Annotated in this window: 15 protein-coding genes and 1 tRNA gene; 9 read left to right on the top strand and 7 right to left on the bottom strand. The window is 58.6% G+C overall.

Annotated features, from left to right (window positions below; genetic code table 11):
• Positions 1 to 39: 39 nt before the first annotated feature.
• The 5 genes from DBAC_RS05495 to DBAC_RS17685 all read right to left on the bottom strand — a co-directional run bounded on the left by DBAC_RS05495 (position 40) and on the right by DBAC_RS17685 (position 6,317).
• Entirely contained in the window at positions 40 to 720 is a 681-nt protein-coding gene (locus DBAC_RS05495; RefSeq protein WP_015773286.1) for a DUF3313 domain-containing protein, read from the bottom strand.
• Between the two features lie 67 nt (positions 721 to 787).
• Positions 788 to 3,181: a RodZ family helix-turn-helix domain-containing protein gene (locus DBAC_RS05490; RefSeq protein WP_015773285.1), complete on the bottom strand. Its 2,394-nt coding sequence runs from the start codon at positions 3,179 to 3,181 to the stop codon at positions 788 to 790.
• A gap of 82 nt (positions 3,182 to 3,263) precedes the next feature.
• Complete coding sequence (locus tag DBAC_RS05485) at positions 3,264 to 3,821, bottom strand: lipid-binding SYLF domain-containing protein (protein WP_015773284.1); 558 nt, start codon at positions 3,819 to 3,821, stop codon at positions 3,264 to 3,266.
• A 67-nt stretch (positions 3,822 to 3,888) separates the two neighbouring features.
• The gene (locus tag DBAC_RS05480) at positions 3,889 to 4,227 is read right to left on the bottom strand and encodes an antibiotic biosynthesis monooxygenase family protein (RefSeq protein WP_015773283.1); all 339 of its coding nucleotides are present in this window, start codon (positions 4,225 to 4,227) and stop codon (positions 3,889 to 3,891) included.
• A gap of 164 nt (positions 4,228 to 4,391) precedes the next feature.
• Positions 4,392 to 6,317 (bottom strand): sigma-54 interaction domain-containing protein, encoded by a 1,926-nt coding sequence (locus tag DBAC_RS17685; RefSeq protein WP_015773282.1) that lies wholly within the window; start codon positions 6,315 to 6,317, stop codon positions 4,392 to 4,394.
• A gap of 619 nt (positions 6,318 to 6,936) precedes the next feature.
• Here DBAC_RS17685 and DBAC_RS05470 point away from each other — a divergent pair.
• The 9 genes from DBAC_RS05470 to DBAC_RS05435 all read left to right on the top strand — a co-directional run bounded on the left by DBAC_RS05470 (position 6,937) and on the right by DBAC_RS05435 (position 16,871).
• A complete protein-coding gene (locus DBAC_RS05470; protein ID WP_228644932.1) occupies positions 6,937 to 7,404 on the top strand; it encodes a DUF1016 N-terminal domain-containing protein in 468 nt (155 codons plus the stop codon).
• Between the two features lie 37 nt (positions 7,405 to 7,441).
• The gene (locus DBAC_RS05465; RefSeq protein ID WP_081434490.1) at positions 7,442 to 7,930 is read left to right on the top strand and encodes a virulence RhuM family protein; all 489 of its coding nucleotides are present in this window, start codon (positions 7,442 to 7,444) and stop codon (positions 7,928 to 7,930) included.
• 106 nt (positions 7,931 to 8,036) lie between these two features.
• Positions 8,037 to 8,156: a Fic family protein gene (locus DBAC_RS20020; RefSeq protein ID WP_353740020.1), complete on the top strand. Its 120-nt coding sequence runs from the start codon at positions 8,037 to 8,039 to the stop codon at positions 8,154 to 8,156.
• A gap of 119 nt (positions 8,157 to 8,275) precedes the next feature.
• Complete coding sequence (locus DBAC_RS20015; protein ID WP_353740021.1) at positions 8,276 to 8,434, top strand: DUF3375 family protein; 159 nt, start codon at positions 8,276 to 8,278, stop codon at positions 8,432 to 8,434.
• Positions 8,435 to 8,627: 193 nt separating this feature from the next.
• Entirely contained in the window at positions 8,628 to 11,339 is a 2,712-nt protein-coding gene (locus DBAC_RS05455) for a cation-translocating P-type ATPase (RefSeq protein ID WP_015773281.1), read from the top strand.
• Between the two features lie 452 nt (positions 11,340 to 11,791).
• On the top strand, positions 11,792 to 13,999 hold the full coding sequence (gene katG / locus DBAC_RS05450) for a catalase/peroxidase HPI (RefSeq protein ID WP_015773280.1): 2,208 nt from the start codon (positions 11,792 to 11,794) through the stop codon (positions 13,997 to 13,999).
• Between the two features lie 318 nt (positions 14,000 to 14,317).
• The gene (locus DBAC_RS05445) at positions 14,318 to 14,893 is read left to right on the top strand and encodes a class I SAM-dependent methyltransferase (protein ID WP_043811799.1); all 576 of its coding nucleotides are present in this window, start codon (positions 14,318 to 14,320) and stop codon (positions 14,891 to 14,893) included.
• Positions 14,894 to 15,017: 124 nt separating this feature from the next.
• Positions 15,018 to 16,544: a DNA recombination protein RmuC gene (locus tag DBAC_RS05440; RefSeq protein ID WP_015773278.1), complete on the top strand. Its 1,527-nt coding sequence runs from the start codon at positions 15,018 to 15,020 to the stop codon at positions 16,542 to 16,544.
• 250 nt (positions 16,545 to 16,794) lie between these two features.
• Positions 16,795 to 16,871 (top strand) — tRNA-Arg (locus DBAC_RS05435).
• 336 nt (positions 16,872 to 17,207) lie between these two features.
• On the opposite strand, the gene DBAC_RS05430 is transcribed toward DBAC_RS05435, so the two are convergent.
• On the bottom strand, positions 17,208 to 17,837 hold the full coding sequence (locus tag DBAC_RS05430; RefSeq protein WP_015773276.1) for a LexA family transcriptional regulator: 630 nt from the start codon (positions 17,835 to 17,837) through the stop codon (positions 17,208 to 17,210).
• 391 nt (positions 17,838 to 18,228) lie between these two features.
• The gene (locus tag DBAC_RS05420) at positions 18,229 to 19,950 is read right to left on the bottom strand and encodes a methyl-accepting chemotaxis protein (protein WP_015773275.1); all 1,722 of its coding nucleotides are present in this window, start codon (positions 19,948 to 19,950) and stop codon (positions 18,229 to 18,231) included.
• Between the last annotated feature and the right edge of the window lie 60 nt (positions 19,951 to 20,010).

The following is a 20,010-nucleotide window of genomic DNA, read 5'->3' as shown; positions in this document are numbered from 1 at the left end:
TCTGTCCGGGCGAACCCGGACAGAGGTTGCACGATCGGCTTACTTCCCCCACAGAACGCTGATGCGTTCCTTCATCAGGGCGGCCCATTCTTCCATGGCCTCCTCGGTCTGACCGGTCTTGGTGAACCCGGAGGTGCTGTACTTCTTTCCGACCTTGGTCTCGGCGAAGAGGGCAAGCTTCTCGCCGGTCACGGAATCGACAAACTTCACTTCCACTGCGCACTTGCCGACACCAACGGCCTGGCCGGTGGCTGCCTGTTTTCCGGCGGAGAACAGGACGCCGAACGGAACGACCGAGGTCAGCGCGTTGGAAACCGGGCTGCTGGCCTCGACCTCGGTCACCGCCGCCTGCACGGTGATGACGCCGGGTCCCGGCTGGGCGGCCAGGGCGAGCTTGTGGCCATCGGGAACCTTGCTCAGCACGTCATGAAAATACGTGGCCAGCAGCTCCAGATCTTCCATGGCCAGTCCGGATTCCTTGGCCATGTCCTCGCCGTGCCACAGGGTCACAGGCTCGATGTAGAGGGCCGTATAATTTTCGGCGACAAACTGGGGACTGCGCCATCCAAGGCCGCCATTCAGCTCGGGTTTGGCCTGCAACAGCTTATAGTCGTTGCCCAGAAAATGGTCGGCGGGATTGAAATCGGTCGACGTGTTTTTGCCGGTCCCGGCACAGGCACACAGCGACAACAGCAGGGCGACAACGATAATCTTGTTCATATAAGCTCCTTTATTGGTTGATTTTTCAAGCAGTGGACACAAAACCTAAGACCTGCACCTCAAAGTTCTACCTGCGCTGAACACGGCCTGCGCCCCCGGCCTGCCGCTGCGTTCCGACCTGATGCGTCAGCTGGTTCCCGCGCTGCCGCGCCGACGCCTGCGATTCCAGACTTCGGGTCGACTCGCGTGGCGCGACCCTGGTGGTCGCGGAAGGCTGGGGCTTGGATGCAGTCTGCGTGGGGCGGGCTTGGGTTGTCTGCGCTGTCTGCGCGGGGCGGGCCTTCGTTGCCTGTCCGCTGGCGGCCTTGGTCTGGCTTGTCTGGGTCGTGGAGACCGCCGGCCTGTTCTTTGCCCCGGCAGACTCTCCGGCGGACTGCGAACTCATGGACGCGCGCTCCGGCTTATCCACGGAGTCCCAGCCCGAACCACTGTTGCTGCTCCACTCGCCGGAGTCGTCTCTCTTGTACACCGTGCCGTCCTTGCCGGCGTAGACGTTGTCTCCCCTGCCCTTGACCACCGCGCCCTGGCTGTTCTCGGTATCCCAGCCCACGGCCCCGGTGCCCCTGTTGGTCTTGATGCCGCCCACCGTGCCCTGGTCGTTGCTGCGATATCCGCCGCGCACGGCAGTGCCGGTGCTCGGGTTGTACGCAGCCCCGCGACCTGCGGAGCCGTAGTCCGTGTCGACGCGGAGCGCGCCGCCCCTGGCGCCGGTATAGGGGTTGTAGGCTTGCCTTGCCGAGACGCTGCCGCCGGGTCCGTAGGCATAGGCCCCCCGTGAGTAGGTTCCCGTGGCAGGATTGTATCTGGCCGCTGCCCCGGCTCCGCCGTAGGGCCCATAGGCTGCGGCGCCGCGGTAGTAACCGCCGTAGGCATAGCTGTACCGCGCCCCGCACCCGTAGGAATACGGAACGGGATACGGGGGATAGTAATAATGATGATCGTCGTTCCAATTGTCGGCGATGAGCGCGCCAACCAGTATCCCTGCACCGAACATGAGCACGCCGGTGGCGGCCACGTATTCGCCGCTGTATCCTGCGGTCTGGGTATAGACGACTGTGCTGGGGGTCGAACTCTGCACGGTGACGTAGGTCACGTTGTGCGAAGGATGGGACGGAGGGATGGAATAGATGGCCGCCGGAACCGTGGTGCAGAAAGTCCACGGTCCGCTCGGGCTGGAACTGGTCAGCCACGTTCCTTGGGAGCACCAATAATATCCGCCATCTACAAGAAAGACCTGCTGCGGGGAATTGACTGCGTACTGCACCGTGGTACTCGGAATCGTGGCAAATTTGGGCTCTCCGTCATAGACGGCCGCTGACTGCGGAGCCTGGTCCACAGCAACTTCCGTGGCCCTGGGGATGGAGGCCAGCAGGATGGCGTCCTGCGCCTCGACGGTGCCCGGAACCGAGGATTTGACATGGGCAGCGGGATCGCTGTCCGGAATGAGGGCAAAATCGGCGGGCAGGTCGGCGCTGGCGGGCGTCCAGGCCGCGTCAAGGCTGGTGGCCCGGAACCAGCGGCCAGCCACGAGCAGGTAATAGACATTGCCTGGGGTGCTGAGGAAAAGGTCCGAATCCGTATTCGCCACGCGCATGAGCTTCGTGCCGGGGATCGGGCTAAAAGCTGGCTCGCCCTGGGTGAGGACAAGTTCGGCCGGCTCCGTGCTGACGAAGACCCGAGGCGGGTTCTGATACGTCTTGCCGGGAACCTGCGCGCGCACGTCCGCCCAGTTCTCGTCCGCAGGCAGCTTGGTCAGACCCTCGGGCAATTCCGAGGTCGCCGTCCATGCCCCCTGCGCAAGATCGCCTGTGGTCAGCCAGGCATCCCCGTCGAGCAGGAAATAACGCTGGCTTGTGGTGTCGTAGAACACGTCCCAGTTCGTGTTCACGGCGAACATGAGGGCCGGCATGTCCTTGGCTACGGGCTTGAGCTGCGGCTCGCCCATGAACATCACCAGAATGGCCGGTTCATCGCTGAAAAATATGCGGGGCGGATCGTAATTGAGTTCCACCGGCGGCTGCTGCGGCTGTTTCTCGGGATCAAGATAGGCCAGGATGCGGTCCAGGGACACGACCAGAGCCTGTCCGGGAGGGTAGAGTTCGTCGGCCACGGCCTTAAGGGCCGCGGCTTCGGAGTCCGAAGTGTTGGGAAAGCGCAGTTCCCGGCTCTTCGGAATCAGCGCCACAGTGCGGGCATCCTGATCGACCACGGTCTGGGCCTCGGTTTCCACCACGCCGTACTTTTCCTCTTTCTTGGCCCCGGTCTTCACGGCAATGGCGAAACGGGCATGCAGGACTTTGTAATCCTGCCAGAAGTCCACCTGGGGCTGATAGACGGTCAATTCCTTGCCGTCCTTTTGAAAAACCCTCGGCCAGCCCTGATCATCGGAAGCCGCAGCCGCCGTCACGCTCAAAGCCGCGCACAGCATCACCGCCAATAGAAATCGTCGCCAAGCCTTCATGCCCTTACCCTCTCTTTTCGCGGAACGACCAATCCCCCGAGCAACATTTTTTTCAATTCGCAGGAAATCCGGAAACACCCGATCACGGATTGATTCTGGTGACCTTGGTGCCCTGGATGCCGAGCCCGGCCATGAGCCCCTTCTGATCGAAGAAAAAGGCGTAGATCCCGTCCTTGGCCGTGGAGGTGGACAGATTGCGCGCGAGCCCCTCGTCGACGATGACGATGGTCGGCCCGACACCCAGTTCCCAGCCGTCGCTGTTCTCAAGATATTTGAGCGAAGCCTCGTCGGTGAAAAACAGGGCATACCCGAACTTCTGCAACCCTGCCTGCAAGCCGTAGGAAGCGGCGACGGTGTTGTAGTACCCGACTTTCTTGCCGCCCTGGACCAGAGCGCCTTCACCGTACTGACCACCCACGATGAATCCGCCCTTGACGATACCCGGAAAGACCAGGACGGCTTTGGCGACCTTGGACAATTCAACCGCGGCGGGCGAGGTCGCGTAAAGATGGTTCAACGCCACATCGACTTCCTGGTTGATTTCAGCCGCGCTCTTGGCACTGGACGGTTGCGCCGCAAGGGTGACGAAAAAAAGCGACATGATCGCAAAACTCACAGCACAACGGGAAATAAAATTCATATCATCCTCCAAAAGTTAAATTTGCAACGTTTTGCACAATTAAAATTGAAATAATCTACATTAAATTTCAAGAAAACGAAGCAGTAACGGATCGCGCAATTTCCACAACATCAAGACCTCCAACCTCCACCCCGTCGAAGAATGACACCTCTGGATTCTTGCAGGAAAATTCCAAAGCCTCCAGCACCATCATATAGGTACTGGAGCGAAGATGGTCGTCGAGTGCTTCGCGTGACCGCCATTTCTCCAGATAGAAAATGGCGCCGTTCTCATCGCCCTCGATGGAAACAGTCGCGTGCAGACAGTCGGGCACGGATGCAAGCAGCACCTTCACAGACTGAAACACATCGATAATATCCGCGGCATGCCCCGTGGCCGGATATATTTTTATGAGAGAGATTATCATGGAGGGATAAAATACAAAAAGCGCACCAAAGGGACAGGTGCGCTCGTTTGTATCTTAACTTTATGATAATTAAGACAATGTGAATGTAATGAAACGGTTGGCGAGGGTGGATGCGCCCTGGGCGAAGGTGATATCTCGTATTCGGTGCGAAATATCGCCCCGGATCAAGGTTGTTTAAAGCCGATGCCGAGCTTGCGCATGCGGGAGTAGAGCGTTGAGGGGTTGATCCTCAGACGCTCCGCCGCCCCGCCAAAGCCCTTGATCCTGCCGCCTGTCGCCTTGAGAACGGCCTGGATGTGTCTGCGTTCGACCTCCTCAAGGGATGCGTCCGCATCATGAAATTCCGGACTGGCAGTTAAACGCTGCAATACCAAGGTGTCGCAGGGGGTGATGATGAGGGAATGCTCGATCACGTTGCGCAGCTCGCGGATGTTGCCGGGCCAGGAGTAGTTTGTCAGCAGCTGCATATCCTTGTGGGCGACGCGCAGAATCCGCTTGCCCATGCGATCGCCGAATTCCCTGATGAACTCCATGACCAGTTGCGGAATATCCTCGGGACGTTCCCGCAGCGGGGGAACTCGGATGGGGAAAATATTCAGCCGGTAGAAGAGATCGCCACGAAAGCGCCCCGCTTCGACTTCCTTGGCCAGATCCCTGTTGCTGGCCGCAATGATCCGCACATTGACCTTGATGGTCTTGGAACTGCCCAGGCGTTCGAACTCGCCGTCCTGAATCACGCGCAGCAGCTTGGCCTGGGTTTCGAGAGACATTTCGGCAATTTCGTCGAGAAAAAGGGTGGAGCCGTCCGCCAGCTCGAAACGCCCGGCCTGGCGGCTCAGTGCCCCGGTGTAGGCGCCCTTCTCGCGACCGAACAGTTCGCTCTCGACCAGAGGACCAGGCAGCGCGGCACAGTTGACCCTGATCATGGCCTTTTTACCGCGACCGCTCAAACGATGGATGGTGCTTGCGACCAGATTTTTCCCCGTTCCGGTTTCCCCCTGCAGAAGCACCGTACTCCCGGTCTGCGCAACCATCCTGACCTGCGACATGATGGCTCGCATGGCTTCGCTGGAGCCCAGAATCTCCCCCTGTCCCTCGGCCGCCGCCACCTCCAGGCGCAAATACTGGTTCTCCCTTTCCAGCTTCACTTTGAGGCTCTCGATCTCCCGTATGTGCGTCTGAAGCTGCAGTTCCATCTCCTTGCGCGCCGTGACATCTACGGTAACCCCGAGCAGGAGGCCGGCATGCCCATTCTCCCAGAGGCTCCGACCGCGTGAGATCATCCAGCGCAAAGATCCGTCCCCGGCCCGAACACGGTACTCCACCATGAGTTCCTCGCGGGTATGGCGCGACTCCTCCACCTTGGCGCTGATCAGCCCATGGTCTTCAGGATGGATCACGTCCAGCAACCGTGACAAAGTCAATTCCGTGTCCGGATCAAACCCGAAATGCTCCTTGGCCTTGGGTGTGGCCCACAAGCTGCCGGTATCCAGATTGAGTTCCCACAACCCGATCTCCGCCGAAAGCGCCGCAATATCGAGCCGTTCTTTGGTGCGTCGCAGGCTGGATTCCGCCTCACGGCGTTGCAGGGCGCTGACAAAAATTTCGCCCAGCAGCCGGCCCTGGACGACGACCTCCTCGGGCCAGTCGCGCTCTGTCTTGCGGGCGTCCAGAGTCAGCAGGTGATGCACCCTGGAACCGATGAAAAGAGGGATAATCAAGGCGGATTTGTTGCCAAGCATCGTGTGCGACCGCCGATCTTCCTCGGCTTCGGACGGCAGGTCGTCCAGGCTGGCCATGACCATGGTTTGCCCTCTGCCGATGACCAGATCGTAGGTCCATGGAAACAAGGCCGCCAGGTTGATCTGTTTCGAAACATGGGGAGCGTCTTTGGCATAACTCGCATAATCGACATTAATCACCGGGCTGCTTTCATCGACCGCAAGCAACCCAATGCGGGCGATCTCAAGGAAAGAGAGCATACTATCAAGAGCACGATTGATCACGCCGTCAAGGCTCTCCGATGAAGCCATGACCATGGAGGCCGATATTGCGGATGTCAGTTTTTGCAGATTGAAGATATCGTCCATTGGCAGCCCTTATGTCGTTTGGGAATCCGAAACTACGTACGTATATGACTCAGGAAAATCAGAAAACTACATACCTAACCTATGGATTTATCCCAGAAAACTCGCCCGACGGCAAGGCCTGGCATGGACAACCGCTTATATTCCGTCATTTATTCGGACTTGGCTACCTGCTGCACCTTTCCCACAATTTCTGCCGCACCGTCTTGTGACGATCACGAGCCCCAGTTCCAGCACTTGCGATGCGCGCATCTGGCTAGACCCATCTGCGACATCTGTGTGAGCACATCTATAGCCAGCGCTCCATGAGCAGTGTGAAGCAATACCGCGGCTCAGCCCAGGGTACATGGTGCACTCCATGTTCCGGTCATTCCACTCGCGAAACTCGGGCATGAAGTAACGTCTTGAATACCAGGAAAAACCATGGTGGATATCGCGGAATTCATTTGGCCGCGAGGCCACCACGAATGAAATCGCGGCTGGGATCAAAGGCGCATCCGCCGCAAAAATTGAACGCGTCGCCCAGAGCCTTGCTGTGCACGGCCTGATCCGAAAAGGTGAAAAGGGGTATTTGGGCTGATACAGATGTTGGGTGAGGCAATCGATGCCAAGGGGAACATGGATGAAACCGACTGACACCCGCCGCAAGCAGGATATGGCAAAACCGGGCGATTACCCGCATCTGCTTTCCGAGATCAAAGAGCGCATCCGCTCCGCTCAATACGAAGCCCTCAAGGCGGTCAACAAGGAGTTGGTCGGTCTGTACGGGGATATCAGCCGACTGATCGTGGAGCGGCAGGCGGACGCCGAACACGGCGCGTCCATAGCAGACCAGCTATCCCAGGATCTGCGATCCGAGTTCCCCGGCATCAGCGGGTTTTCCCGGCGCAACGTTTTTTACATGCGGGAATTTTACCTGCTCTACCGCGATGACGAACGAGTGCAACCACTGGTTGCACAAATCGGCTGGAGCCACAATCTGGTCATCCTTCAGCGCTGCAAGGATCATTTGGAGCGGGAGTTCTACATTCGCATGACCCGCAAGTTCGGCTGGTCCAAGAATGTGCTGTTGGCTCAAAAGGGAATATGACATGCTGCCTTCGCGTGGACAGATCAAAGGGGCACGAATGAGCAAAAATCCAAAAAATTCCAGGAAGAATGGGCTTTCCCTCCTCCGCTCTTCGGCAGCGGAATACCTGACCTTTGTCGCGGCCACCGGCACGGATGGCGTCGAGGCGGTTTACGCCGACGAAAGCATCTGGCTGACCCAGAAAATGATGGGAACGCTTTATGATGTGGAAACCCACACCATCAACTACCACCTGAAAAAGGTGTTCTCCGACAGTGAGTTGCAGGAAGATTCAGTTATTCGAAATTTTCGAATAACTGCCGCCGACGGCAAACGCTACAACACCAAACACTACAAGCTTCCCGCCATTATCGCCGTGGGCTACACCGACCGCGAAATCCTGCAGGATGTCGGTAAGGTGACTGCCAAAATTGCCAAGGCCCATGCCGAAAGCGAATTCGAAAAATACCGCATCGTGCAGGACCGGCTGTTTGAAAGCGACTTCGACCGGATGATGAAGCAGTTGGAGGCAGGTGACGAGACATGAGCCTGGATACCACCCACCCCCCAAGTCAGCCCTCAGTCAGCCCCCAAGTCGGCGAACTGCTGGCGGCGCTCCAGGGCGAGATGGACCGCGAGACACTGCATTCTCCATGAGCCTCTCGGACCGCAAATCCTTTCGCGCACGCTACCTCAAACCGGCCCTGACCGACGGCCTGATCGAAATGACCATCCCCACAAACCCAACAGCCGCCTGCAGAAATACCGCCTGACCGCCAAGGGCCTCCCGTGGATGGAGCAACAAAGGGACAACTAACCCTGAGCTGACGATATGGCACAGAACTACGCCACATTAAAATTGCTCCACCAGAAGCGCACGGCCTGACGACTCCTGTGCGCCCATCATGCACCGTTGGTGGCCGGATTTCTGCACCGGGTGTTCACCACGTCCAATGTTCGCAATCTGTCTCAGGCAGAACTGGTTGAGGCGTTGGAAGACGAACTCTTCATCTTACCGGACCTCGTCCCGACTCTTACAAATTTCCCGTAACTGTGCTGGCCATCGATACGTTCGCGTGGCATTATAATCTGGAACATCAGAAGCTGTATCCGGACATCGTATTTCGGCATAAACCGATGCGCCAGAAAGATGAAAAGAACAAAGATTACTTTGGATGGGAGTCGAAAAAGCTAGAAGCGGTGGCCCGTGGCTGGCTGAATGCGAATCCGAAAAGGAAAAATTCATGAATGAAAATAAAGATATAACAACAAACTGGCACCAGCTTGGCCAAGCTGCGGTCGTACAGAAACTGCAATCGTCCGAGATGGGCCTTGCTTCAGAAGAAGCGGGCCGCCGCTATGACCAATACGGCCCCAACGAATTAATCGAGAAGGGAAGGAAAAAGCCCTGGCGGATTCTGTTGGCACAGGTGAAGGAGGTCATGATCCTGATTCTGTTGGCAGCCGTGGTCATTTCGGCGGCACTGCAGGAATATATCGATGCCATCGTGATTTTTGTCATTGTGGTGCTCAATACGCTGCTGGGGTTTTGGCAGGAGTTCAAGGCCGAAAACGCCATGGCGGCCCTCAAGAAAATGACGGTGCCCAACGTGCGGGTGCGGCGCGACGGCGCAGAGCAGCAGATTTCGGCCAAGGACCTGGTGCCCGGAGACATCCTGCTCATCGAAGCCGGAAACATCGTCCCGGCCGATGCCCGACTGATCGTCGCCGCAAATCTCAAAGTCCAGGAAGCGGCTCTGACCGGAGAATCCGAATCGGTGGACAAAGATACCGGCGAACTGCCGGACGCCGAGCTTGCCTTGGCCGACCGCAAAAACATGATCTACAGGGGCACGGTGGTGACCTACGGGCGCGGCGAAGCCGTGGCCACCGCCACCGGCATGCAGACCGAATTGGGTAAAATCGCCACCATGCTCCAGGACGTGGAGGACGAACAAACTCCGCTGCAGGAGCGGTTGGCGAAGCTCGGCCGATCCTTGGCCATGGCCGCCGGGGTGCTGATCGTCATCGTCGCCGGCATGACCTATCTGCAGGGCGCGGGCGTCAAGGAAATATTCATGACTGCCATCAGCATGGCGGTGGCCGCCGTCCCCGAAGGCCTGCCGGCAGTCGTGACCATCGCCCTGGCCCTGGGCGCGCAGCAGATGCTCAAAAAGAATGCGCTCATCCGGCAACTCCCGGCCGTGGAAACCCTAGGCGGAGTGACCGTGATATGTTCCGACAAAACCGGCACGCTGACGCAGAATAAAATGACCGTATCGGACGTGGTCCTGCCGGATCGCCGTTATACCCTGAGTGAGGCGGCGGCCCGACACGGCGAGGATGCGGATCTCGGTCTGCTCTTGCTGACCGGGACGCTGTGCAACGATGCAGTCATCGACGAAAGTGCGCCAAACGGCATTCTCGGCGATCCCACCGAAGGCGCACTGGTGCTTGCGGCCCACCAGGCGGGACTGGTCCAGCGCGATCTGCAGGCCATATTGCCGCGCGTGCGCGAACTGCCCTTTGATTCCGAGCGCAAGCGCATGTCCACCGTCCACGCCCTGCCTTCGTCTTCCCAGAGGGCAACGTTGCACCCTGTTCTTGCCGCCGGAGATCAGGCGCAAGCCGATCATCTGGTGTTGGTCAAGGGGGCCACCGATGGATTGATCGAGGCGTGCGGCCGGATTCTCGTCAGCGGCGTCGTCCACCCGCTTGACGAAAGAAAAAAAGCGGAGATTTCAGCCGAAAACACCGCCATGGCAAAAAACGGCCTCCGGGTGCTTGGTTTGGCCTATCGGCTGCTGGATGTCGACGAGTTGGATCAACCGGACCGCTATGAGCACGATCTGGTTTTTCTGGGCATGGTCTGCATGCTCGATCCGGTGCGTCCCGAGGCGATTGAGTCCGTCAGGCTGTGCAAGCAGGCCGGGATTCGTCCGATCATGATCACCGGCGACCATCCCCTGACGGCTGTCGCCATCGCCAAGAATTTGGGGCTGACCACTCTTGATACGGTCCTGACCGGGAAGGATCTGGACGCGATGACCGTCGATGCGCTCGCGGCCCGAATCAAGGATGTTTCCGTGTTTGCGCGCGTCTCTCCAAAGCATAAGATGATCATCATCGACGCGCTGCAAGCACAGCACGAGATCGTCTCCATGACCGGCGACGGCGTCAACGACGCGCCGGCGCTGAAATCCGCCGACATCGGCGTGGCCATGGGAATTACGGGGACCGACGTCAGCAAGGAATCCTCCGATATGATCCTGCTGGACGACAATTTCGCCACCATCGTCGCCGCCGTCAAAGAAGGCCGCCGCATTTACGACAATATCCGCAAATTCGTCAGGTACATCCTCACCGGCAACGCAGGTGAAATCGTTGTCATGATTGCCGGGCCGCTCATGGGCATGCCGCTGCCCTTGCTGCCGATTCAGATTTTATGGATCAATCTGGTGACCGATGGCGTACCGGCCGTGGCCTTGGGGTTCGAAGAAGCCGAGCGCGATGTGATGAACCGGCCGCCCTACGATCCGCAGGAAGGCATTTTCGCGCGCGGGCTGGGCTGGCAGATTCTCGTCATGGGCCTGATTGTAGGCCTGATCTCGGTGGGGACAGGGTACTGGTTCTGGGACGGCGGAGAAGGCTCAACGGCCTGGCAGACCATGGTCTTCACCATGCTGACGTTCTGCCAGATGGCCTATGCGCTGTGCGTGCGCAAAAAAACGCAATCGCTGTTTTCGCGATCCTGGCTCGGCAATCCGGTGCTGCTCATGGCCATTGGCGTCACCTTGAGCCTGCAGTTGATCATTATTTATGTCCCGTTTTTCAACACCGTGTTTCGCACCACGCCGCTGCGACTGGAGGAACTGGGTTCTTGCGTCGTTGGCGCCCTGGTGATTATTCTGATTTCGGAATCGAAAAAACTGTTCCTGCGCCGCAAGCGGCATTGAGGATGTGAACAAGCACAAAAACGAAGGATAGGAGAGTTTCCGCCTCTCAGTGCCGAATTTTCTGTCACTCCCAAACGGCCGCTGCGCTGAAGCACAGGCCGTTTTTTTCGAGGTTACAAAACGCTTAAGCGCCACCCTCGGTATTGATTTCCTAAATTCACCATACCCAGGCACTTTCCTCACCCTTTTTGAATCTTCATTCGACCCGGCGCCCACCCCTCGATTTCAGGGATCCATTCCAGGTCGTTCCTCCACAATAATTCCCCAAAGTGTGTGTCGCGATGATATGGTCGCGACTCAGGTGAAGACTTTTTTTTCAGAATTTGATAATAGGAATTTGAATCATTGATTTTCCAGCGGTTACGAATCGCCATGCGTGACAACCGCTTCGGACACCTGTTTTCGATGAAGCTGTGCAAAGTATAAACCCGAACCCCTAGAGGAGTGCGACAATGAGCGATGGCAGCAAGTGTCCTGTCACGGGAAGAACCAACCCCAGCGCGGGCGGCGGCAAGACGAACCGTGACTGGTGGCCGAACCAGTTGAACCTTAATATCCTGCACCAGCAATCAAACCTGTCCAACCCGATGGGTGAAAAATTCAATTACGCTGAAGAGTTCAAGACGCTCGACCTTGACGCCGTGAAAAAGGATCTCGTTGCCCTCATGACCGATTCCCAGGACTGGTGGCCTGCCGACTGGGGCCACTACGGGCCGTTTTTCATCCGCATGGCCTGGCACAGCGCCGGCACCTACCGCACCGGCGACGGTCGAGGCGGGGCCGGGTCCGGCTCCCAGCGCCTGGCGCCGCTGAACAGCTGGCCGGACAACGTCAACCTCGACAAGGCGCGCAGGCTGCTGTGGCCCATCAAGCAGAAATACGGCCGCAAGATCTCCTGGGCCGACCTCATGATCCTCGCCGGCAACTGCGCCATCGAGTCCATGGGACTCAAGCCCTTCGGCTTCGGCGGCGGCCGCGTGGACGTCTGGGAACCCGAACAGGACATCTACTGGGGCGCGGAACAGGAATGGCTGGCAACGAGCGACAAACCCGACAGCCGCTACTCCGGCGAAAGGGATCTGGAGAACCCGCTGGCCGCCGTGCAGATGGGCCTCATCTACGTCAACCCCGAAGGCCCGGACGGCAATCCGGACCCCGTCGCCTCGGGCCGTGATGTGCGGGAAACCTTCGCGCGCATGGCCATGAACGACGAGGAGACCGTGGCCCTGGTGGCCGGTGGACACACCTTCGGTAAATGCCATGGCGCGGGCCCGGCCACGCACGTCGGCCCTGAGCCCGAGGCCGCGCCCATCGAACAGCAGGGCCTGGGCTGGAAGAGCAGCTTCGGCAGCGGCAAGGGTGGCGACACCATCAGCAGCGGCATCGAGGGCGCATGGAAGCCCAACCCAACGAAATGGGACATGGGCTACCTGAAGGTGCTGTTCAAATACGAGTGGGAGCTGCTCAAGAGCCCCGCCGGAGCGCATCAGTGGCTGGCCAAGGACGTGGAGCCCGAGGACATGGTCGTGGACGCCCACGACCCGTCGAAAAAAGTCCGGCCCATGATGAGCACGGCGGACCTGTCGCTACGCTTCGACCCGATCTATGAGCCCATCTCACGGCGCTATCTGCAGAACCAGGAGGTATTCGAGCAGGCCTTTGCCAAGGCGTGGTTCAAGCTGACGCACAGGGACATGGGCCCACGCTCGCGCTATCTCGGCCCGGATGTTCCGGCCGAGGAGCTCATCTGGCAGGACCCGGTGCCCGAGGTCGAGCACAAGCTGATCGACGCGGGGGACATCGCCACGCTCAAGACCAAGATCCTCGCTTCAGGACTGACCATCCCCCAACTGGTCACCACGGCCTGGGCGTCCGCGTCCACGTTCCGGGGCTCGGACAAACGCGGCGGGGCCAACGGGGCGCGCATCCGGCTTGCGCCGCAGAAGGACTGGGCGGTGAACCAGCCGGAGCAGCTCAAGACCGTCCTGCAGGCCCTGGCAAAAATCCGGGAGGACTTCAACACGGCGCAGACCGGCGGCAAGCAGGTGTCCCTGGCCGACCTCATCGTCCTGGGCGGCTGCGTAGGCGTTGAGCAGGCCGCCGAAAAATCCGGGCACAAACTGGCCGTACCCTTCAGCCCCGGGCGAACGGACTCCTCGCAGGAACAGACCGACGTGGAAGCCTTCGCCGTCCTGGAACCGGTTGCGGACGGCTTCCGCAACTATCTCAAAGCCAGATTCTCCGTCCCGGCGGAGGAACTGCTGCTCGACCGGGCACAGCTCTTGACCTTGACCGCGCCCGAGATGACGGTGCTTGTGGGTGGCATGCGCGCCCTGAACGCCAACTTCGGGCAGTCCCCGCACGGCGTCTTCACCAACCGGCCGGAAGCGCTGACCAACGACTTCTTTGTGAACCTCCTGGACATGGCCACGGAGTGGAAGCCGAAAGAAGGAGCTGAAGGCGTGTTCGAGGGCCATGACCGCTCGACGGACGAGCTGAAATGGACCGGCACCCGCATCGATCTGTTATTCGGCTCCAACTCCCAGCTGCGGGCCATCGCCGAAGTCTATGCCTGCCAGGACTCAACGGAGAAGTTCCTGCAGGATTTCGTCGCAGCCTGGACCAAGGTCATGAACCTCGACCGTTTCGATCTGGCCTGATCCTTGGCAACGATGCATACAAGAATTCACGGCTGAGGACGGAAAACCCCAAGCTTTCAACCGGTTCAGCGGACGGCGCAATGCCGCCGCTGAACCGGACCTTGTAAACATCGCACATGCGAACTGAGGCTCTCAAGACCCGGGACGCCGCCGGTACAAACTGCCTGGTCAGTCCGATGACCACAAGACGCGCCACGTTCCGCGGGAATTGCTTATGGTGACTTTTTGCACCACCTGCGCTACAAGACTCCATACACCCGACAGTTCGGGACTTTTCAAAAAGTCATCCACACCTTATCCTTCAAAAGTCACCTGCCCATGCCTGATTTCTACGAAATAAACGCCCGCGCCTACTTCGAACGCACCAACCGCGTCGACCCGGCTCCCATCCTCACGCCCCTGCTGCGTCACCTGCGCGCCGGCAGCACGATCCTCGACATCGGCTGCGGCTCGGGGCGGGACCTCAAATGGCTCAAAGGCAAGGGCTTCAAACCATCAGGACTGGAACGCTCCCCGTCCCTGGCGATCATGGCCAGCGAGCATTCGGACTGCCCGGTCTCCATCGCGGACCTGTTCGAATATCAGCCCCCCATCCATTACGACTGCATCCTCCTCATCGGCACGCTGGTCCACCTCACTAAACCCGAGTTCCCGCAAGCGCTGCGCAGCGTCATGCGCATGCTCAAATCCGGCGGGATCATGTATCTGAGCATGAAAGCCTGGGGCGGAAGCGAAAAGAGCGAGGACGGGCGGGTTTTCCAGCTCTGGTCGGATTCGGAACTGCGGCGGGAATTCGACCGGCAGGAATTGACTATCCTTGAACATTCGCGAAGCCGATCCCTGCTCGGCAACAGGGATGTCTGGCTCGGATATATCCTTAAATCCGGTCAGTGAAGATCGATCTTGCCCCCCTACGGCCGAGATAAAATCAAAAAAGAACCTGCACAAATGGATGTCTGCAATCTTGTCAACGACGCAGCTCTGTAATTTTGACCAGTAAAAAATTCCCGAGGTTCTCGTGCACGAACTCCTCCTCTATGCCCCCATCGCGCTCCCCGCTCTCACGCTGCTCCTGCTGCTGGCCTTCATGCTGCGCACGTCAAAAAACACCCTGCTCCAGAGCGCCCGGCTGGATGCCATCGAAAAGTCCTTGGAACGGACCGAACGGATTTTGCATGACGAGATCAGCCAAAACCGGGATGAAACCGGACGACTGCTGCTTGAGCAACGCCGCGAGGTGATCGTCGCATTCAAGGAACTGGGCGGCAATCTCATGCAGAGAATTTTTGACGCCGGCTGCGCGCAATCAAGGCAGCTCGACACTTTGGCGCAAAATTTCGCCTCGTTCGCCACAGCGAACCTGACTCAACTCGATAGCCTCGGGAAGCAATCCTCCGCCAACTCCAAAGCGTTACGGGAGGAAATACTGGTCACCTTAAGCGGCATTTCAGAGACCACCACCAAGACCGTGAGCGAATTGGGACAAACGCAAAAATCGCAATTGGATGCCATGGTCGCCGCCATCGCCACCCTCTCCGAAACCAACGCCGCCAAACTGGAAACGGTCCGCAGCACCGTGGAGACAAGGCTGCACATGCTGCAGACAGACAATGCCAGGCAGCTTGAAACCATGCGCCAGACAGTCGATGAAAAACTTCAGGGAACTCTGGAAAAGCGGCTGGGGGAATCCTTCAAGCAGGTCAGCGAGCGCCTTGAGCAGGTCCACAAAGGCCTTGGCGAGATGCAGTCCCTGGCCACGGGTGTCGGCGACCTCAAAAAAGTCCTCACCAACGTGAAGACGCGCGGAACCTGGGGCGAGGTGCAGCTTGGCGCTCTTCTGGAGCAGGTGCTCAGCGCCGAGCAGTATGCGAAGAACGTCGCCACAAAAGGCGGCCAGGAGCGGGTCGAATTCGCGATCAGGCTGCCGGGCCAGGACAATGAAGCGCCCGTCCTGCTGCCCATCGACGCAAAATTTCCCATCGAAGACTACCAGCGCCTGCTCGAAGCTCAGGATCGCGGCGATTTGGAGGCCATAGAAAGTGCGGGAAAACAGATGGAGACTCGGGTCAAATCCTGCGCCAAGGAAATCCGCGACAAATATGTAAGCCCCCCAAGCACAACCGATTTCGGCATTCTCTTCCTGCCCATCGAGGGCCTGTTTGCCGAGGTCATCCGGCGTCCGGGACTGGCCGAGAGCATTCAGCGCGACTGCAGGATCGTCATCGCCGGGCCCACGACCTTGTGGTCCATTCTGAACAGTCTGCAGATGGGCTTTCGCACCCTGGCCATCCAGAAACGCTCCAGCGAAGTCTGGAATCTGCTGGGCGCCGTCAAGACGGAATGGGGCAAGTACGGCGAGATTCTGGATGCGGTGCAGAAAAAAATCCATCAGGCGTCCGAGACCATCGAGAAGGCCAAAGTCAGGACGCGGGTCATCGGCCGCAAGCTGCAAAGTGTCCAGGAGATGCCCATCGCCGAGTCTTCAGTCCTTCTTTCATTGCCGCTTGAAGAGGAAAATGAAGATGCGCTCCTGGCTGCGGATTGAAAGATGTGCCGGATGAATGGGCAACTTCCGCTGGGTTTTACCCCGTGGAGCACGATATTTCCCCTGATGCCCGGCAGGAGGGAACGCCTGTCAGGCACCGGAGCAGCCGTGAAAACCCGATCAGACCATCCGGACAAGGCGATCTTCATAAAATGAACCGGACAAGCTCAAAAAAATGCCACAGCCATGATTTTTTCAAGCAAAACTGTTGACATTCAGCCTACTTGTCCATAGACACCGACTTCTCGACGCGCCCGTAGCTCAGTTGGATAGAGTGCCTGACTACGAATCAGTAGGTCGCATGTTCGAATCATGCCGGGCGCACCATTTGAGAAACAAGGGAGCAAACACTGTTTGCTCCTTTTTTCTTGCCCTTTCGAATGCCCCTCAAGACACGCACGGAATGTGGCGTCATACCCCTCACGACCAGCCCAAATAATCGCGCCTATCTCAATTCGTTGATATCCACATGCTTCCCGCACGCAGGACAGCGCATCGGGGAACCGAAGCGAGCATTGATCCGGTACACGTGCAGAATTCCATTTTTCGTGATCACGTACGCCACCAGAACCGGATGTCCACATTCACAAAATCGCTGTTGCATGGAATGCCCCCTCTTTATTGAGAATTAACTTATGTTAACCAGCCCGACAAAAAAAATTCTTACGCGTACGCCCGGCTGCTCCACAAAACACGGCCGATGACTCGAAGAGTATCAATCTCGTCGCCTTGAAGGGTGACGGGTGAATAACGCTGATTCGTGCTGAACAGAACCACCAGGCCAGGACGGATCTGCACGCGTTTGACCTGGATGTTGTCCGCAAGGCCGACAACATAGAGATTGTTGTCCGCAACCTGATTCTGACTCTGGTCGATAAGGATGTTGTCGCCCGGTTCCAGCTCCGGAGACATGCTGTCGCCAATGACTTCCATGGCGACCATGCGCCCGGGGTTGCCCTTTTTGCTCAGCCAAGAGCGGTCAAACGGCAACTCGTCGACGATCATATCGCTCAGCTCGAACGAACCGCCTCCGGCGCAGGCCTTGGCGGCTACCTTGGGAACGAGCACGGTGCTCGCCTGCTCATTCTGATAAACCGGCCCCGAGCCCGTCTTCAACCAGACCGGATTGACCCCGAACGCTGCGGCGATGCTGAGTCCCCAGGACTTCGGCACGCCCCTGCTTTTCGCCATGGTGATGGCGGCCGGCTCGATGCCAAGCAAACCGGCCAGCTCTTTTTGAGTGCTGATACCCGTGGTCTTGGCCACCCTCTGGAAGAAGTCGTCAAATTTCATGTGCGGATAATTAACAAAAGTTAATATCTTGTCAAATCTTTTTATGCTGTGGCCTCAAAAAATGCGTCCTCCAGCACAGCAGAACAAAAATACTGCCCAAAACTCTGAACCAAGCGTTTCGGTTCGTCCCGGTCAATGCTCGCCGACTGTCTGACTGAGCCAGGCATCGTTTGTTGATCCGTTGCCGGTCGTATTGCCCCGGCCTCCCGCGCTGCCGCAAAACGGATAAACTCTACGAGGCCCGCGAAGGAGTTTCGGCGGGCCTTGACCGGGACGAGCCGGAACGCGGCCGCCCAGCCAACCATTCCCCCTCTTCTCTCCAAGGCATCACAATAAAAAAACGCGCCCCGAAAGGCGCGTCTGAAAAAACAACTCACGATAAACGTTCTTCCTAAAGCTTGAACTTCTTCACCAGCTGTTCCAGGGCCTCGGCCAAAAGGGACAGGTTCTCGGAGCTCTGCTTGAGTTCGGTGCTGTTGCCCGAGATCTGTCCGGATGCTTCGCTGACCTGCACGATATCCTTGGCGATTTCGCCGGTGACCGTGGAGGCCTGAGCCACGTTTTCATTGACTTCCTGGATGCCCAGTGACGCCTGGCCGACATTCTCGGCAATCTCGCGGGTGGCGGCGGACTGCTGTTCCACGGCGGCGGCAATGGTGGCAACGAAGTCGCGCACTTCCCCGATGACGGCCATGACCTGGGCAATCTCCTCCACGGTGGCGGCGGTGGAACTCTGGATGCCCTCGATGCGCTGCCGAATATCGTCGGTGGCCGTGGCGGTCTGGTTGGCCAGTTCCTTGATCTCATTGGCCACCACGGCGAATCCCTTGCCCGCGTCTCCGGCCCGCGCAGCCTCGATGGTGGCATTCAACGCCAGGAGGTTGGTCTGGGAGGAAATGGCGTTGATGGCTTCGGTGACTTTGCCGATCTCCCTGGCCGCGATCCCCAGTTTATCGACGCGCTCCGAAGCGGAGGTGGCCTTGTCCACGGCCCGCATGGTCACCTCGCGGGTCTTGTCCGTGTTTCCGGCGATCTCGTGGATGGTCGAACTCATCTCCTCGGCTGCGGTAGCCACGGTGCCCACATTGATGGAAGCCTGTTCCATGGCGGCAGCCACGGTGTTCATGTTCGCGTTCATCTCTTCCGAAGCCGTGGCCACGGTGTTGGACTTGTGCGACAGCTCTTCGGCGTTTCTGAGCAGTCCGTCGGACATGGTCTCAAGCTCGACCGAAGACCCCATGAGCACTTTGGCCCTTTCGGCAATGTCGGTCACGATGCCTCTCAGACTGCCGGCCATTTTGTTCAAATGCATCTGCATCTGACCCAGCTCGTCGCCGCTGCGAACCTCGACCTGCCCGCTCATGTCGCCGGTGGCCATGCGCTCCAAAAAATCGCCGGTGGCCTTGAGGGGCTTGAGCAGGTTGGCCCTGACCAGCATCCACCCGCAAAAACCGAGCAGGACCAAAATGCCGAAAGTCCATCCCCCCACGCTGAGCGCGGCCATGGTCACGGCTTCGTTCGCTTCCTTGAGGGAAGAGATGATGACAAAGGCTCCGTGCACCTCGCCCGCCTTCCAGCCTTCCTTCACGCCGCCCGTCGGATCCTTTTCACCTTTGGGGTCGCCATGACAGTACAAGCAGTCTTCGGAAAGACGGATCGGTTTGAAATACAGCAGCCTGTCCTTCTCGACGATGACTTTTTCCGGCAGTCCCGTGCGCGAGAACTCGGACAGGACCTCCCTCTCCAAAGCGTCAGGCTCGTTTTTAGGGTTGCGCGGATTCTCCTTGGGCACTCTGAATTCGTAGCCCGCCTCCGCCGCCTTGGCCGCTGCCGTGTTCATGGCTGTCACTATGGGCACGGCCTGCAGCAGCTTCGCAGGATCATCACGCAGTTCGTCGAGGGGCCGGAGCACGCCGACCTTATGCTTGTGCGCCATGTCCTCGCGTACTGATTCGGCCATCATGACCACGGACCGGCTTTCTTTGAGACGCCCGTTGATCGCCGCCTCCTGGATGTCGCTGATGTGCAGATAGGCCATGATGACGGCCAGCACGATGGGACCACAGAGGATGATCAAAAGCACCTTCCAGGTCAGGCTGAGACGATACCACATATTCTCTCCGAAATGCATTTAAAGGAACAATGAGGATCACTGGGAAAATAACTCTCTCAC

Source organism: Desulfomicrobium baculatum DSM 4028 (genome assembly GCF_000023225.1).
In the GTDB taxonomy this organism is placed as follows: domain Bacteria; phylum Desulfobacterota; class Desulfovibrionia; order Desulfovibrionales; family Desulfomicrobiaceae; genus Desulfomicrobium; species Desulfomicrobium baculatum.
Note: the sequence above shows the minus strand (reverse complement) of the source record. Positions and strands in the feature narration are given on the sequence as shown.

Excerpts from the sequence above, each read along its gene's own strand:
- DBAC_RS05430 (WP_015773276.1), bottom strand. The coding sequence starts at position 17,837 with ATGAAATTTGACGACTTCTTCCAGAGGGTGGCCAAGACCACGGGTATC.
- DBAC_RS05490 (WP_015773285.1), bottom strand. The coding sequence starts at position 3,181 with ATGAAGGCTTGGCGACGATTTCTATTGGCGGTGATGCTGTGCGCGGCT.
- DBAC_RS20020 (WP_353740020.1), top strand. The coding sequence starts at position 8,037 with ATGAGCCTCTCGGACCGCAAATCCTTTCGCGCACGCTACCTCAAACCG.
- DBAC_RS05455 (WP_015773281.1), top strand. The coding sequence starts at position 8,628 with ATGAATGAAAATAAAGATATAACAACAAACTGGCACCAGCTTGGCCAA.
- DBAC_RS05445 (WP_043811799.1), top strand. The coding sequence starts at position 14,318 with ATGCCTGATTTCTACGAAATAAACGCCCGCGCCTACTTCGAACGCACC.
- DBAC_RS05480 (WP_015773283.1), bottom strand. The coding sequence starts at position 4,227 with ATGATAATCTCTCTCATAAAAATATATCCGGCCACGGGGCATGCCGCG.
- DBAC_RS17685 (WP_015773282.1), bottom strand. The coding sequence starts at position 6,317 with ATGGACGATATCTTCAATCTGCAAAAACTGACATCCGCAATATCGGCC.
- katG (WP_015773280.1), top strand. The coding sequence starts at position 11,792 with ATGAGCGATGGCAGCAAGTGTCCTGTCACGGGAAGAACCAACCCCAGC.
- DBAC_RS05495 (WP_015773286.1), bottom strand. The coding sequence starts at position 720 with ATGAACAAGATTATCGTTGTCGCCCTGCTGTTGTCGCTGTGTGCCTGT.
- DBAC_RS05420 (WP_015773275.1), bottom strand. The coding sequence starts at position 19,950 with ATGTGGTATCGTCTCAGCCTGACCTGGAAGGTGCTTTTGATCATCCTC.
- DBAC_RS05485 (WP_015773284.1), bottom strand. The coding sequence starts at position 3,821 with ATGAATTTTATTTCCCGTTGTGCTGTGAGTTTTGCGATCATGTCGCTT.
- DBAC_RS05470 (WP_228644932.1), top strand. The coding sequence starts at position 6,937 with ATGAAACCGACTGACACCCGCCGCAAGCAGGATATGGCAAAACCGGGC.
- DBAC_RS05465 (WP_081434490.1), top strand. The coding sequence starts at position 7,442 with ATGAGCAAAAATCCAAAAAATTCCAGGAAGAATGGGCTTTCCCTCCTC.